Here is a 14056-nt window from a genome sequence, read left to right as displayed (position 1 = left end):
ACCGCTGGAATGAAGCGATCCGATTGAATAATCGCCCAATGAAAAGCCCCGCTTTGATAGCGGGGCTTTTTTGTATATGCAGCGAGGTCAAGGCTTCAGCGGACGCTCCTGGTCGCGGTCTGACAGTTCTTTACCGTCGTCGGGGTGCTTCCAGTCCGGCGTCGAACGCCTCTGCCGCTCAATCTCTTCTTCGGTGGGTTCGTCATCCACATCTTCATCCGGGTACGGACGCTTTGGATCATTAGCCATGCTCACCTCTCTTCCTGTAGGGGTCCCCTTTAAGCGTAGAACAATTTGACGGGAACGACTTAGAGCCACCAACGCAGCAAAAAGAAAAACCCCATGCTCAACAACATGCTGAGCAAGGTATTGCGGGTGTAAAGCACCAGCCCCACCGCCACCAGCGAACTGATCAGGTACGGGTTATCCCACTGCAGATTCAGCTGCTTGTCCGGCATGAACACGATCGGCCCGCAGATCGCCGTCAGCATGCCCGGCACCGCAAAACCCAGGAACTGCCGCGCATTACTGCTCAAGCGCACGGGCAGCCGCGGCTCCAGAAACACATAGCGGTTGAGGAACACCAATAGCCCCATACCGAAAATCACCGCCCAGACCATCATGTGCGTCCACCGTAGAATTTGTTGCAGATAAAGCCTGCGGTCATGCCCGCCAACCCCGACAGCACCAGCGCCGAGCCCCATTGCCAGTAGCTGAACAGCACCGAGCAGAACAACGACACTGCCACGCACACCACGGTCGGCACGTTCCGCACCACCGGGGTAATCAGGGCGATAAAGGTCGCCGCGATGGAGAAATCCAACCCCAGATGTTCCAGCCCCGGAATGCTGCTGCCCAACACGATGCCGGCCAGGGTGAAGAGGTTCCAGGCGATGTAAAACGTCAGGCCGACACCCAACGCGTACCAGCGGTTGAACTGTTGCTTGTCATGCGCACTGGTCAGGGCGAACAGCTCGTCGGTGAGCAAAAAACCGAGCCCCACACGCCAGCGACCCGGCAACGGCGAAATCACCGAACGCATGCTCATGCCGTACAGCAAATGCTGGGAGGTCAGCAGCAGCGTGGTCAGCAGAATCGAAAAGATCCCGGCACCGCCCTTGAGCATGCCGATCGCCACCAGTTGCGCGGCCCCGGCAAACACAATGCTCGACAAACCCTGGCCTTGCAGGGGCGTGAGATTGGCCTCGATGGCCATGGAGCCGGCCAGCAGCCCCCAGGGCGCGGTGGCCAGGGACAACGGCATGATCGCCGCAGCGCCGCGAAGAAAGGCACTGCGCGGCATGAGTGAATTGGACATAACGCTCTACAACCAGGGAAAGACCTCAGACTGTGCCAGCAGTCGCGGCCGCTGGCTTGAACAATCTTGCGCACTTGGTCCGCGGCCAAGCACAACTTGACAAAAATCGCGTCGGCTTTTAAAACTGAGCACCTCATTCAGGGTGTAAGCAAGTATGTCCGCAACCGTCAACCTCAACACTGTCGTCATTGGCTTGAATGCCAAGGCGCAAGGTTGCGTTGCGCACGCCCTCAAATCGAAGAAACAGTCGCTCATGTGACCGGGGCGCGCTGTCCCGTCAGATGAGCTGACAGGACATTGAGCGCGACGGACACCCTCCCCTTGCTTTCTGCCTTCTACGCTTCTGACGGTGACGAAATCGGTCAACCTTCAGGAGTACGTGCATGTCATCGTTTCAAGGTATCTGGGTCCCTCTCGTTACACCGTTTCGCAACGGTGCGATCGACTTCGTCGGCTTGCGCCGGCTGGTCAGTCATCTGCTGGAAAAAGGCGTCGATGGCGTTGTGGTCTGCGGCACCACGGCGGAAGCGGCGGCACTGAGCAAACACGAGCAACTGGCGGTGCTCGATGCGGTGCTGGAGCAGGTGCCGGCGGAACGGGTGGTCATGGGCCTGGCCGGCAACAATATGACCGAGCTGCTGCAATTTCAGAGCGAAATCCTGAAACGTCCACTGGCCGGTTTGCTGGTACCGCCGCCGTATTACATCCGTCCGTCCCAGGCGGGCCTCGAAGCGTTTTACCAAACCGTCGCCGATGCCTCCAGCGTTCCGCTCATTCTTTACGACATCCCTTACCGCACCGGCGTGGCGTTCGAGCAGGCAACCCTGCTCAACATCGTCGCCCATGAGCGAATCGTTGCGGTCAAGGATTGCGGCGGCAATCAAGCCAACACCCTGGCGCTGCTAGGCAGTGGCAAGGTCGACGTGCTGTGCGGCGAAGATAACCAGATCTTCAGCGCCTTGTGTCTGGGCGCCAAAGGCGCCATTGCCGCTTCGGCGCATGTTCATCCGGAGCTGTTCGTGGCGCTGTATCAACAGATCCGCGACAACCGGTTAGCGGCGGGTCGAGCGACATTCTTCCAACTGCTGCCGCTGATTCACAGCCTGTTCATCGAGCCCAATCCCGCCCCGGTGAAAACCGCCCTGGCCCTTGAAGGCTTGATCGACGACGAACTGCGCGCGCCGATGCAACGCAGCAGCGAAACCATGGTGGTGCGTCTGAAGGAAGTGCTGGCGGCGTTGAACAGCAACAATCGATAGAGCGCCAGCAACCAGCCCGAGTACCATGGAGCCATTCGCATAACGCGTCAGGGAGTCGACATGTTTTACCGAATCGCCGCCGACGGGCTGGTCCTGTTTCATCTGTTGTTCATTCTGTTCGTGCTGTTCGGCGGGCTGCTGGTGCTCAAATGGCGCCCCCTGATCTGGTGGCACCTGCCCGCGGCTGCGTGGGGCGTGTCGGTGGAAGTCTTCCACCTGATCTGCCCGCTGACCGAGTGGGAAAACCTCATGCGCGACGCGGCCGGACAAACCGGTTATAGCGGCGGTTTCATCGAACATTACGTGTGGCCGGTCATTTACCCGGCGGGCCTGACACCGGCGATTCAGCTGGGACTGGGCAGCGTGGTGCTGGCGATCAACGTGCTGGTTTACTTTAGGTTGATCAGGCTGTGGAAGTTACGTCGGGCAACCTGAAGCCGATTCGAGGATTCTGCCCATGTTGTCGATTGAAGATCTCACCTTGCTGGAAGCCATCCGGGAAACCGGCAGCCTGTCCCGGGCCGCGGCCCACTTGGGCAAGGCACCCTCGACGGTGTCCTACGCGGCGCGGCAACTGGAGGAACGCTTTGACGCCTTGCTGTTCGACCGCCGTCGCTACCGCTTGCAACTGACCCCGGCAGGTGAGTTGCTGGTGAACGAGGCGGCGCGACTGATGCAAGACGTCTCGCGGCTGACCCAGCGGGTGCAGCAAGTGGCCAATGGCTGGGAGAGCCGGCTATGGATCGTCACCGATGAGTTGCTCGAATTCGAAGCGTTGATCCCGGTGATTCACGAGTTCGATGCGCTGGAGTCCGGCGTGCCGTTGCGCATCACTCAGGAAGTACTGAAAGGTGTTTGGGAAGCCCTGCGTGAAGGCCGCGCGGACTTGATCATCGGCGCCACCAACGAGCCACCGGCGATCCCTTCCTTGCGCTGGATGCAACTGGGGGAAATGGAATGGGTGTTCGCGGTGTCGCCCAAGCATCCGCTGGCCAAGGCCCAGGAGCCGATTTCACGCGCCATGGTTGCGCAGCACCGGGCGATTGTCGTGGCCGATTCGTCCAGGGTTACCGAGGGCAGCACTTACGGCGTCTCCGGCGGCCAACCGGTGCTCGCCGTACCGACCATGCGCGCCAAGATCCTCGCCCAGTGCGACGGGTTGGGCGTGGGCTGGTTGCCCAAGCATCGGGTCGGCTCGTTACTGAAAAACGGCACGCTGATTGAAAAACAAATGGCCGATCCCCGTGAGCCGAATATCTTGTATGTCGGCTGGCGTGGCGATCATGACGGCCGCGCCTTGGGCTGGTGGCTGGAAAAACTCAAGCAATCGTACCTGTCCACCAAGCTGGTTCAGGGCAGTGACCGGTTTGTTTGAATTCAGTTGGCAATGACGCTCATGTTCCGGCCGCTGGCCTTGGCCACGTACAGCGCCTTGTCGGCGGCCCCCACCAGGTCGCTAGGCTGGGCTTGTGACGCCGGATCGTACGCGGCGACCCCCAGGCTGACCGTCACCGTGCCTTCAGCCCCTTCACTGTGCCGGATGCCGGCCAGCTGAACCGCGCGACGGATTTTTTCCGCCACCAGAAACGCCCCCACGTAGTCGGTCCCGGGCAGTACCACCGCAAACTCTTCGCCGCCATAGCGGGCAGCCAGGTCGCCGGGGCGCTTGATGTTGTCCCTGATGATCGTGCTGATGTTGCGCAAACACTCATCGCCGGCCACATGGCCGTAAAGATCATTGAAGCTCTTGAAGTGATCGACATCGATCATCAGCAGCGCGAGGTGGGCCTGGTTGCGCCTGGCGCGGCCCATTTCGGCGAGGATGAACAGATCGAACTGACGCCGGTTGGACATCCCGGTCAGCGCGTCCTCCAGCGCCAGCAACTCAAGACTGCGGTTGACCTCGATGAGTTTTTCCTGCGCATCCAGCAATACGCCCTGCACATGATTCTGCTGCTTCATGAGGCGAATGAGGCGATAACCGAGGACGCCCAGGAACCCCAGGAATAACGAGACGATCCCGGCACTCAGCAGTACCTCCTCACGCCAACCTGCCAGAACTTCATCTTTATTCAGCGCAGCAAAGATGATCAGCGGATAACCCTCGACCCTTCGGAATCCGACCACACGCTCGACCCCATCCACATAGGAAGGGACGATTGCCGTGCCCGAATTACCCTTGGGCAACAGTTGCGTAAACAGCGGCCCCTTGGCGACGCTGCTGCCGATTTCAGTTTCTTTGAATGGCCGACGAACAACGATGGTGGCGTCGTCGGCGATCAGGTTGATCACGCCGTTACCGCCCATGTCGATGCTGTCGTAGAGCCCGAGGAAATGGCTGAGATAAATCGTTGCCAACGCCACGCCGGCAAAACGGCCATCCGGATGATTGACGCGGCGGGACACCGTCATGATCCATTCACCGCTCGAACGACTCTTGATCGACGGGCCGATGTGGGGGCCGCGGTCGGGATGATCGCGATGGAAGATGAAATATTCACGATCGGCGTTGTTGGCATCGGGCACGACGGCGCCATTGGAATTGGCAACCCAGCGCCCTTCTTCATCATAGATAAACAAGCCATGGAGCTGGCTCAACTCACTGCGCTGGGTCTTGAGCAAGCGCTCCAGCCGGGGTACCCGGGACTGGTCGAAGCCGTCGTTTTCGAGGCGATCCACCAGGGTCAACAGCAACGTATCGGCTTGCTTGATCGACGCCTGCGCTTGCGAGGCCAGGGTCTGGGCAAGGTTGGACATCGCCACTTCTTTGTCGTGCAGATGGTACTGGCGCGAGTTCCAGGCTTCCCAAATCACGATAGCCGTCATGGACAGGCACACCGCGACCAGCAGAATCACCGCAGAGCGAACCTTGAGAGTTACCCCGGCTTGCTCGGCGACCCAAGGCATGCCATGGCGGGATTGTTCAATTCGATTGTTAACGGACGGATGACCCATGACGCTCCCTGAATACTGATCACAGGGCGAATCTTCCCGTTCGCCCTTTTTATGACCCATGACGGGTATAAGCCGCCTGGTGCCAGGCGACTATGCCTCATCAAACACCCGATAGGTTGATATACGCGAGAAGTATTCGCACGGATGTCTCGACAAACGGCGTAATGCTGTTCACTTAAGGTTGGGGTACATATCCGTTTCTGCGGTGATGGCTGCTGGCGGTTTCGCTTTTACAGCGAGTCACTTTCGAAAAGCGCGAAAGTAACCAAAGCGCTTCTGCCCCGCCATTCGGTGCCTCGCCTAGGCTCGGCATGCCCTCACTCCGGCATTGCTCCGGGGGCCCGCCGCCATCGGCCATCCATGGCCGGGGGCGGCTACCGCGGCATCCTTGCCGCGGTGCCCCCTGCGCAACGCCTGCGTTCGGCCTCTGGGAAAGGGGCAACAGATCTGAAGCCAAAGCAACAGCAACAGCAACAGCAACAGCAACGGCAACGGCAACGGCAAGATCAACAGCTTCGCGAGCAAGCCCGCTCCCACATAAAGCAGATCGGCGTACGGCTTTTGCTTCTCACCACTCAACAGGCCGAGCGTTAGCTCGCCTGCAGCTTTTGATCTTGATGCACCGCCCCCTCGAGAGGCCGAGTGGAGGTTCTGCGCAGTGGGCAACCCGGCATGGATGCCGGGTTAGCCGCCCCCGGCCATGAATGGCCGATGGCGGCGGGCCCACGGAGCAGGACCGGAGCGAGGGCATGCCGAGCCACAGCGAGGCACCGAACGAAAGGGGCAAGAGCGTTTGGTTACTTTGCGCTTTTCAAAGTGACTCGCTGTAAAAGCGAAACCGATAGCCGCCATAACCTCAGAAACGGATATGCACACGACCAACAAAACACAGTCGGCCCTTGATCCACCGCCCCCTCTCTACGCATATGTATGCCTGGAAACACCGAGCCCAAGTGAACAGCATTACGACAACCGGGCGAGGGTTTTACGCTATTTGAGACTTCCCGCCAAAAACTGCTGCAACCGCTCGCTCCGAGGCTGCTCCAGTACGGTATTCGGTGCGCCCTGTTCTTCCACCCGACCCTGATGCAAAAACATGACGTGGTTCGACACCTGCCGGGCAAACGCCATTTCATGAGTGACCACCACCATCGTCCGGCCCTCTTCGGCCAGCTGCTGCATGACCTTGAGCACCTCGCCCACCAGCTCGGGGTCCAGGGCGGAGGTCGGTTCGTCGAACAGCATCACTTGCGGCTCCATGGCCAGCGCACGAGCAATGGCGACACGCTGTTGCTGGCCGCCGGACAGCTGGACCGGATACTGAGTCTCGACCTTTGCCGGCAAACCTACCTTGGCGAGGTAACGCCGCGCCCGCTCCAGAGCCTCCGCCCGACGGACACCCAGCACGCTCATCGGGCACTCGATGATGTTTTCCAGCACCGTCATGTGGCTCCACAGATTGAAGTGCTGGAACACCATCGACAGCTTGCTGCGCATGCTCTGCAACTGCGCGGGGTCGACCGCACACAAATCGCCCCGTGAATTCTTGCGGGTCAGCAGCTCTTCGGCATTGACGATGATGCGCCCGGCGGACGGTTGTTCGAGATGGTTGATACAGCGCAAGAAGGTACTTTTCCCCGACCCCGAAGAGCCGATGATGCTGATCACGTCACCCGCCCGGGCCTTGAGTGAGACGCCCTTCAATACCTCATGGTTGCCGTAGTTTTTATGCACATCTTCAACGATCAATTTATACATTTCGAGCATGTCCAGTGAGGGGTCAGTGCGTCCGCGGTTTGAGGTAGCCGAGCCAATGCAGTTCGCCGCGACGAAACAGCCAGATCAGGAAAAACGCGCTGCCGGCATACAGCACCCCGGCAATGCCGAATGCGGCAAAGGATGCATAAGTCGCCGAATTGACGTCGCGGGCAATCTTCAGCAAATCAGGGACTGTGGCGGTAAATGCCACCGAGGTGGAATGCAGCATCAGAATCACTTCATTGCTGAAAAACGGCAGGGCCCGGCGCAACGCCGACGGCAGAATGATCCGGCGATAGAGGCTGAACCGGCTCATGCCGTAGGCGCTGGCGGCCTCGATTTCGCCATGGGGAGTGGCCCGGATGGAACCGGCGAAAATTTCGGTCATGTAGGCGCAGGTATTGAGCGCGAACGCCAGCACCGTGCAGTTGAACCCGTCACGGAAAAACGCGTTGAGAAAATCCTGGGATCGGACCACGTGCAAGCTGTACACCCCGGTGTAGAAAAACAGCAGCTGGATGTACAACGGGGTGCCGCGAAACACGCAGGTGTAGCACCAGACCGGCAGACAGATCAGTGGGTTGCGGCTGACGCGGGCAATCGACAACGGCACCGCGAGCAGGAAGCCGGTCACCACCGAAAGAATGAGCAGCCACAAGGTCACCGCCAACCCGGAAAAGTGTGGCCCGTCACTCCACAGATACGCCTGCCAGTAGTTTTCGAGAATGCCGGTCATAGCGCAGCCTTCCTGACACCCACCGAATAGCGGTGCTCAAGCCACATCAAGACAACGTTGGACACCGTGGTGATGGCGAGGTAGATCAGGCCGCCGACCAGCGTGAAATAGAAGAACTGCATCGAGCCTTTGCCCGCATCTTGCGTGGCTTTGATGGCATCGGTCAGGCCGATGATCGATACCAGCGCGGTCGACTTGATCAACACCTGCCAGTTATTGCCAATACCCGGCAGTGCGTGACGGAGCATTTGCGGGAACAGGATTTTGCGAAAGGTTTTGCCACGGGTCATGCCGTAGGCCCTTGCCGCTTCGATCTGGCCAGCCGGGACCGCCTGGAAGGCGCCGCGAAACGTCTCGGTAAAGTAAGCCCCGTAAATGAAAGCGAGGGTGATGACGCCGGCCAGAAACGGGTCGATGTCGATTTGAGCGATGCCCAGCCAATCGGTCATCCGGTTGAGCAGCATCTGCAGGCTGAAGAACAGCAACAGCATGATCACCAGGTCCGGCATGCTGCGAATCACCGTCGTATAACCGGTGGCCAGCGTTCGCAACAAACGGTTGGAGGACAACTTGGAACTGGCGCCGAGCAGCCCGGCCAGGACCGCGATCAACAATGACCATAACGCCAGTTTGATGGTGGCCAGGGTGCCCAGCAGGATCTGCGGGCCAAAGCCTTCCAGAAGCATTTCACTCTCCTTGTTCTTATTAGGTCGAGGTGAAGGGCGTTACTTCGCGCCGTAGACGTCGAAATCGAAGTACTTTTTATTGATCCGCGCGTAAGTGCCATTGGCCAGAATCGTCGCCAGGGCTTTGTTCAAGTCTTCGCGTAACTCGACATCGCTCTTGCGCAAACCGATGCCGTCACCGACGCCGAAAAAGGCCGGATCATCCAGAGTGGCGCCGGCAAATTCATAGTCCTTGCCCTGCGTGGTGTTGAGGAAGCCGTAGCTGGCTTGAATGGCCCCTTGCACCGAGGCATCGAGTCGGCCCACCACCAGATCCGCATACACCTGGTCCTGATTTTGGTAGGAAAGCACGTCGATGCCCTTCGAACCCCAGACGGCTTTGGCATACGCCTCCTGCGTCGAACCCTGCTCCACACCAATGCGTTTGCCCTTGAGCGATTCGAGGGTGGGCAGCAGGCCCGATCCACGCTTGACGACCAACCGGGCCGGCGCGTTGGAGACCTTGTCGGTGAACGCAATCTGCTCCAGGCGCTTGGGCGTCACGGTCATCGACGACGCCACCGCATCGAACTTGCGCGCCAGCAGCGCCGGGATCATGCCGTCCCAGCTGCTTTCAACCCAAATGCATCGGGCCTTCAACTCGGCACACAGCGCCTCGGCGATGTCGACCCCGAAGCCGGTCAGCGTGCCGTCCTGGTTCTTGTACTCCAGCGGTGGATACGTGGGGTCCACCCCCAGTTTCAGGACTTTGCCAGACCAGTCGGCCGCACCGGCCAGACCAGAGGCCGTCAACAACACCAGTGAAACAGCCGCAATCATCTTGTTCATTATTTTTGTTCCTCTCAGGCCCAACGAAAATACGGCGACTCAACCCAGAAAACGCTCGACCAACTTGACCCAGTAACTCGCACCGATCGGCAGGCAAGCATCATTGAAGTCGTAGCCGGGGTTGTGCAGCAGACACCCGCTATCGCCCTCGCCGTTGCCGATCACCAGGTAACTGCCGGGGCATTTTTCCAGGACAAAGGCAAAATCCTCACTCGCGGTGAAGGGCCGCAAATCGTCGATCAGTTGCCCTTCTCCCAACCATTCGCGCGCAACTTCTCGGGCAAACGCGGTTTGCTCGGGATGGTTAATCAACACCGGATGACAATGCTGATAATCGATTTGGGCCCGCGCGCCGAAACTGGCCGCCTGACCGTTGACCAATTCGGTAATTCTGACTTCGAGCAAGTGGCGAATCTCGGGCGTAAGGGCGCGCACACTCAGGCTCATCTCGGCACTGGACGGAATCACGTTCGAGGCGCTGCCGGCATGAAGGGAACCGACCGTGATGATCGCCATTTCCTGCGGATTGACGTTGCGCGAGACGATGCTTTGCAGGGCGATCACGATCGAGGAGCAGACCAGCACCGGGTCGACCGCCTTATGCGGCACCGCGCCATGACCACCGTTGCCGATGATTTTGATGTTCACCGTATCGGCAGACGCCATGAACGGGCCGCTGTAGAACCCCAGATGCCCGACGGGATAACCCGGCACGTTGTGCATGGCGAAGATCGCATCACACGGGAACCGTTCGAGCAGGCCGTCCTCGAGCATTTTCCGGGCCCCGCCCAGGCCTTCTTCGGCCGGTTGAAAAATCAGATTTACAGTGCCGTTGAACGCCCGGGTCTGCGCCAGGTGTTTAGCGGCTGCGAGCAGCGTTGCCGTATGGCCGTCGTGGCCGCAGGCATGCATGACGCCGTCGATCCGGCTGGCATAGGGCAAACCGGTGGTTTCCTGAATCGGCAGTGCATCCATGTCGGCGCGCAAACCAATCGACCGGCCCTCGCCATTTTTCAGGGTGGCGACGACGCCGGTCTTGCCTACACCCGTGCTGACCTCAAATCCCCACTGCGTCAAACATTCTGCAACCCGCTCGCTGGTGACGAATTCTTCAAAGCCCAATTCGGGGTGCGCGTGGAGGCTATGGCGCAACGCGATCATTTCCTCTTGAATGGCTGCAATACCCGGCAAGACTGGGTCGGCGATCATTGTTGTATTCCTTCGATAAGACCTGAGCGGTTGCTGAGTCGGATCTTAGGGAACGGGCCCTGGGCTGGGGAGGCACAGTTTGGTTATGATGACAACCACAGGTTGTCATCAGGGTGAGCAGATGAAACTCCATCAATTACAAGCACTGATTGCCAGCGCCGAAACCGGCAGCATCCGCGCCGCCGCGCGTTCGCTGGACATCTCCCAGGCCGCCGTGACCAAAGCATTGCGCGAACTGGAAACCAGTCAGCAGTTACCGCTGTTCACCCGAACCCCCAGCGGCCTGAACTTCACGGAATACGGCAAAGTATTGCTGACTCACGCCCGGCTCGTGATCAAGCAACTGGAGCATGCACAAACCGAACTCGATCACATGCGCGGCAAGGCCCAAGGGCGTCTGTGTGTCGGGGTCACGCCCTGGATCGCTCTGACCTTCTTGCCCGAGGTGGTTCTGGCGTTTCGCGAACGCATGCCGGAAATCCGCCTGGAGCTGTACGAAAGCCTGATGGCCGTGGCCCAGCCGTTGTTGCGTGATGGCAGCATGGATTTTGCGATTGGCCAGTTGCACCCGGCGCAATCGACCCAGGAGTTTGCCTGCGAAACCTTGCTCGATTACCAGACGTCGGTGCTGGTCCGTCAGGGCCATGCTCGGCAGGACGCTCGGTCAATCCATGAGCTACTGGAGCAGAACTGGACGCTGAACTATGCGCCGGACGGACACGACGGACTGATGCAGGCGTTGTTCTGGAAACACGGTGCGCTGATCGATGAGAACCGAATCGTTCGGGCCCATTCGCTGGCCATCCTGCAAATGATGGTCGAGCGGGCCGACATGTGTACCTGGGGACCGTCCATCGTGAGCGTTGCCCCGCCCTTCCTCGGCCGGGTGGTTGCCCTGGAGCTGGCCGAGCAGTTCGAACCCCGGCAGCTGAGCATCGTGACCCGCCGCAATGGCTCGCTGAGCAATGCAGCGCTGTGCTTTACCGACTGCCTGTTGCAGGTCATTCGGCGCCACGCCCGCTCGGCCAAAAAGGAAGACAGGGAACTCTTTGAAACCCTGCGTCTGCGGGTTTAAGAAGGGGCGACTCGCCGTCTTCCACGCCCAAAACGTGGGTGCGGATTTCACCCGCACCACTGTTTTTTACTTCGAGGTCTGCTTCACGGCCTCGATCCAGACGGGATTCAATTGCGTCTGATCAGTCTCGATGCCCAGCGCTTCCATCCGCGCCTTGTGCTGATCCATCTCGCGGGTCAATTGGCTGTGATCACTGGAGTTGCCGTCCAGCTCGTGCATCTGACTCAATCCCAGATGGTAGAAACGCAGCAGCTTCATGGCCGTCGGATCCTCCTTCTCCACCGCCGCCGTCACCTGATGCATGACGTTGGTGATGCTCATCAGGCTGCGCTTGAGCTGCCAGCCGTAAACCGCCGGGGCCATCCATGGCTGGGTCCAGAACATGCCACGCATCAGCGCTGCCATCAGCAGCACCGCCACGAACACGCCACCTACGTTAAATCGCAGATTGTCGCCACCGGGTTCACCGAACAACGCCACCGCCGTGGTGGACAACACCATCGCCAGGGCCAGGAAAATCAAGGCTATGATTATCGTGCTGCGTCGCGTCTGGCTTCGATAGCGTTCGGGGTTCTGCGGCTGGATTTCGAACATCGCGACGGGGTTCCTTGAGGGCATGGGTAAAAAGGCTGCGGGGCATTATCGCCTCTGCAGGGGATTTAGCTATGCTGGGGCTCCTTTTCATCTTTTCATCGTCAAACGGGGAAATGGCGATACAGCGCAGTTCGTGCCATCTTCTTTCATGGATACATACTATTCGGATGCCATTTGCCTGTATGAGTGGCATCGTTTTAAGGATCATTGAATGACCCAACGACAAGTAATCAACGCCTCGGTCAGCCCAAAAGGCAGCCTGGAAACCCTTTCTCAACGTGAAGTACAGCAACTGAGCGAAGCCGGATCCGGCAGCACCTACACCTTATTCCGCCAGTGCGCCCTGGCCATCCTCAATACCGGCGCCCATGTCGATAACGCAAAAACCATCCTCGAAGCCTACAAGGACTTCGAAATCCGCATTCACCAGCAGGACCGCGGCGTACGCCTGGAACTGCTGAACGCCCCGGCCGACGCCTTCGTCGATGGCGAAATGATCGCCAGCACCCGGGAAATGCTCTTCAGCGCCCTGCGCGACATCGTCTACACCGAAAACGAACTCGACGCCCAGCGCATCGACCTGAGCACCTCCCAGGGCATCAGCGACTACGTGTTCCACCTGCTGCGCAACGCCCGCACCCTGCGTCCCGGCGTGGAGCCGAAGATCGTGGTGTGCTGGGGTGGCCACTCGATCAACACCGAAGAATACAAATACACCAAGAAAGTCGGCCATGAACTGGGCCTGCGCAGCCTCGACATCTGCACCGGTTGCGGTCCTGGCGTGATGAAAGGTCCGATGAAAGGCGCGACCATCGCCCACGCCAAACAGCGTATCCACGGCGGCCGCTACCTCGGTTTGACCGAGCCGGGCATCATCGCCGCCGAAGCGCCCAACCCGATCGTCAACGAACTGGTGATCCTGCCGGACATCGAAAAACGTCTGGAAGCCTTCGTCCGCGTCGGCCACGGCATCATCATCTTCCCGGGCGGCGCCGGCACCGCCGAAGAGTTCCTGTACCTGCTCGGCATCCTGATGCACCCGGACAACGCCGGCCTGCCCTTCCCCGTGGTCCTCACCGGACCGAAACATGCCGCGCCGTATCTGGAGCAACTGGACGCGTTTGTCGGCGCCACACTGGGTGAAGCTGCGAAGCAACACTACGAGATCATCATCGATGACCCGGCCGAAGTCGCGCGTCAAATGACTCAAGGCCTCAAGGCGGTCAAACAGTTCCGCCGCGAGCGCAATGACGCGTTCCATTTCAACTGGCTGCTGAAGATCGACGAAGGCTTCCAGCGCCCATTCGATCCAACCCACGAAAACATGGCCAACCTGAAACTGAGCCGCAGCCTGCCCGCCCACGAACTGGCCGCCAACCTGCGCCGCGCGTTCTCCGGCATCGTCGCCGGCAACGTCAAGGACAAGGGCATCCGCCTGATCGAAGAGCACGGGCCGTACCAGATCCGTGGTGATGCGGCGGTGATGCAACCGCTGGATCAACTGCTAAAGGCCTTCGTCGCCCAGCACCGGATGAAACTGCCCGGCGGCGCGGCGTATGTGCCGTGTTATCAAGTGGTTGCGTAACAGGCACCATCAAACAACCCTGTGGGAGCGAGCAGGCTCGCTCCCACAGTGGT

General features: G+C 59.6%; 15 protein-coding genes. 5 read left to right on the top strand and 10 right to left on the bottom strand.

The genetic code is table 11. The features are described from left to right. Window positions 1-87: 87 nt before the first annotated feature. From ACYZTZ_RS09235 to ACYZTZ_RS09225, 3 genes are read right to left on the bottom strand one after another with little or no spacing between them, the layout of a single operon-like run. Window positions 88-249 (bottom strand): hypothetical protein, encoded by a 162-nt coding sequence (locus ACYZTZ_RS09235; RefSeq protein ID WP_008157331.1) that lies wholly within the window; start codon window positions 247-249, stop codon window positions 88-90. A 59-nt stretch (window positions 250-308) separates the two neighbouring features. Further along, window positions 309-620 (bottom strand): AzlD domain-containing protein, encoded by a 312-nt coding sequence (locus ACYZTZ_RS09230; RefSeq protein ID WP_165353329.1) that lies wholly within the window; start codon window positions 618-620, stop codon window positions 309-311. Then, window positions 620-1318 carry an AzlC family ABC transporter permease gene (locus tag ACYZTZ_RS09225; protein ID WP_008157336.1) on the bottom strand — a complete coding sequence of 233 codons (699 nt, stop codon included), beginning with the start codon at window positions 1316-1318 and terminating at the stop codon, window positions 620-622. The genes ACYZTZ_RS09230 and ACYZTZ_RS09225 overlap by 1 nt, the downstream gene beginning before the upstream one ends. A 383-nt stretch (window positions 1319-1701) precedes the next feature. Here ACYZTZ_RS09225 and dapA point away from each other — a divergent pair, with 383 nt between their 5' ends. From dapA to ACYZTZ_RS09210, 3 genes are read left to right on the top strand one after another with little or no spacing between them, the layout of a single operon-like run. Next, window positions 1702-2577, top strand: coding sequence for a 4-hydroxy-tetrahydrodipicolinate synthase (gene dapA / locus ACYZTZ_RS09220; protein WP_461997934.1), 876 nt, complete (start codon window positions 1702-1704; stop codon window positions 2575-2577). 60 nt (window positions 2578-2637) lie between these two features. Next, window positions 2638-3012, top strand: coding sequence for a DUF2784 domain-containing protein (locus ACYZTZ_RS09215; RefSeq protein WP_461997933.1), 375 nt, complete (start codon window positions 2638-2640; stop codon window positions 3010-3012). Window positions 3013-3034: 22 nt separating this feature from the next. Further along, window positions 3035-3952, top strand: coding sequence for a LysR family transcriptional regulator (locus ACYZTZ_RS09210; protein ID WP_461997932.1), 918 nt, complete (start codon window positions 3035-3037; stop codon window positions 3950-3952). A 2-nt stretch (window positions 3953-3954) separates the two neighbouring features. On the opposite strand, the gene ACYZTZ_RS09205 is transcribed toward ACYZTZ_RS09210, so the two are convergent. From ACYZTZ_RS09205 to ACYZTZ_RS09180, 6 genes are all read right to left on the bottom strand, one after another. Continuing rightward, window positions 3955-5532, bottom strand: coding sequence for a sensor domain-containing diguanylate cyclase (locus tag ACYZTZ_RS09205; RefSeq protein WP_461997931.1), 1578 nt, complete (start codon window positions 5530-5532; stop codon window positions 3955-3957). Window positions 5533-6522: 990 nt separating this feature from the next. Further along, complete coding sequence (locus ACYZTZ_RS09200) at window positions 6523-7290, bottom strand: ABC transporter ATP-binding protein (protein ID WP_461997930.1); 768 nt, start codon at window positions 7288-7290, stop codon at window positions 6523-6525. Window positions 7291-7312: 22 nt separating this feature from the next. Then, on the bottom strand, window positions 7313-8026 hold the full coding sequence (locus ACYZTZ_RS09195) for an ABC transporter permease (RefSeq protein WP_461997929.1): 714 nt from the start codon (window positions 8024-8026) through the stop codon (window positions 7313-7315). Continuing rightward, complete coding sequence (locus ACYZTZ_RS09190; RefSeq protein ID WP_461997928.1) at window positions 8023-8712, bottom strand: ABC transporter permease; 690 nt, start codon at window positions 8710-8712, stop codon at window positions 8023-8025. The genes ACYZTZ_RS09195 and ACYZTZ_RS09190 overlap by 4 nt, the downstream gene beginning before the upstream one ends. Before the next feature lie 39 nt (window positions 8713-8751). Then, window positions 8752-9540, bottom strand: coding sequence for an ABC transporter substrate-binding protein (locus ACYZTZ_RS09185; RefSeq protein WP_046048146.1), 789 nt, complete (start codon window positions 9538-9540; stop codon window positions 8752-8754). 39 nt (window positions 9541-9579) lie between these two features. Continuing rightward, window positions 9580-10749: a M20 aminoacylase family protein gene (locus ACYZTZ_RS09180; protein WP_461997927.1), complete on the bottom strand. Its 1170-nt coding sequence runs from the start codon at window positions 10747-10749 to the stop codon at window positions 9580-9582. Between the two features lie 85 nt (window positions 10750-10834). On the opposite strand from ACYZTZ_RS09180, the gene ACYZTZ_RS09175 reads away from it, so the two are divergent. Continuing rightward, window positions 10835-11824 (top strand): LysR family transcriptional regulator, encoded by a 990-nt coding sequence (locus ACYZTZ_RS09175; RefSeq protein WP_461997926.1) that lies wholly within the window; start codon window positions 10835-10837, stop codon window positions 11822-11824. 66 nt (window positions 11825-11890) lie between these two features. Here ACYZTZ_RS09175 and ACYZTZ_RS09170 read toward each other — a convergent pair whose 3' ends face one another. Continuing rightward, window positions 11891-12418: a DUF3087 domain-containing protein gene (locus tag ACYZTZ_RS09170; RefSeq protein ID WP_461997925.1), complete on the bottom strand. Its 528-nt coding sequence runs from the start codon at window positions 12416-12418 to the stop codon at window positions 11891-11893. 211 nt (window positions 12419-12629) lie between these two features. On the opposite strand from ACYZTZ_RS09170, the gene ppnN reads away from it, so the two are divergent. Next, window positions 12630-14003: a nucleotide 5'-monophosphate nucleosidase PpnN gene (gene ppnN / locus ACYZTZ_RS09165; RefSeq protein ID WP_046048142.1), complete on the top strand. Its 1374-nt coding sequence runs from the start codon at window positions 12630-12632 to the stop codon at window positions 14001-14003. Window positions 14004-14056 lie beyond the last annotated feature (53 nt).

The organism is Pseudomonas sp. LB3P58 (genome assembly GCF_054897895.1).
The sequence above is the reverse complement of the archived record's forward strand: the minus strand, read 5'-3'. Positions and strand labels throughout refer to the sequence as shown.

Coding starts and splice junctions, on each gene's coding strand:
- ACYZTZ_RS09235 (WP_008157331.1), bottom strand. CDS start 249: ATGGCTAATGATCCAAAGCGTCCGTACCCGGATGAAGATGTGGATGAC.
- ACYZTZ_RS09230 (WP_165353329.1), bottom strand. CDS start 620: ATGGTCTGGGCGGTGATTTTCGGTATGGGGCTATTGGTGTTCCTCAAC.
- ACYZTZ_RS09225 (WP_008157336.1), bottom strand. CDS start 1,318: ATGTCCAATTCACTCATGCCGCGCAGTGCCTTTCTTCGCGGCGCTGCG.
- dapA (WP_461997934.1), top strand. CDS start 1,702: ATGTCATCGTTTCAAGGTATCTGGGTCCCTCTCGTTACACCGTTTCGC.
- ACYZTZ_RS09215 (WP_461997933.1), top strand. CDS start 2,638: ATGTTTTACCGAATCGCCGCCGACGGGCTGGTCCTGTTTCATCTGTTG.
- ACYZTZ_RS09210 (WP_461997932.1), top strand. CDS start 3,035: ATGTTGTCGATTGAAGATCTCACCTTGCTGGAAGCCATCCGGGAAACC.
- ACYZTZ_RS09205 (WP_461997931.1), bottom strand. CDS start 5,532: ATGGGTCATCCGTCCGTTAACAATCGAATTGAACAATCCCGCCATGGC.
- ACYZTZ_RS09200 (WP_461997930.1), bottom strand. CDS start 7,290: ATGTATAAATTGATCGTTGAAGATGTGCATAAAAACTACGGCAACCAT.
- ACYZTZ_RS09195 (WP_461997929.1), bottom strand. CDS start 8,026: ATGACCGGCATTCTCGAAAACTACTGGCAGGCGTATCTGTGGAGTGAC.
- ACYZTZ_RS09190 (WP_461997928.1), bottom strand. CDS start 8,712: ATGCTTCTGGAAGGCTTTGGCCCGCAGATCCTGCTGGGCACCCTGGCC.
- ACYZTZ_RS09185 (WP_046048146.1), bottom strand. CDS start 9,540: ATGAACAAGATGATTGCGGCTGTTTCACTGGTGTTGTTGACGGCCTCT.
- ACYZTZ_RS09180 (WP_461997927.1), bottom strand. CDS start 10,749: ATGATCGCCGACCCAGTCTTGCCGGGTATTGCAGCCATTCAAGAGGAA.
- ACYZTZ_RS09175 (WP_461997926.1), top strand. CDS start 10,835: ATGATGACAACCACAGGTTGTCATCAGGGTGAGCAGATGAAACTCCAT.
- ACYZTZ_RS09170 (WP_461997925.1), bottom strand. CDS start 12,418: ATGTTCGAAATCCAGCCGCAGAACCCCGAACGCTATCGAAGCCAGACG.
- ppnN (WP_046048142.1), top strand. CDS start 12,630: ATGACCCAACGACAAGTAATCAACGCCTCGGTCAGCCCAAAAGGCAGC.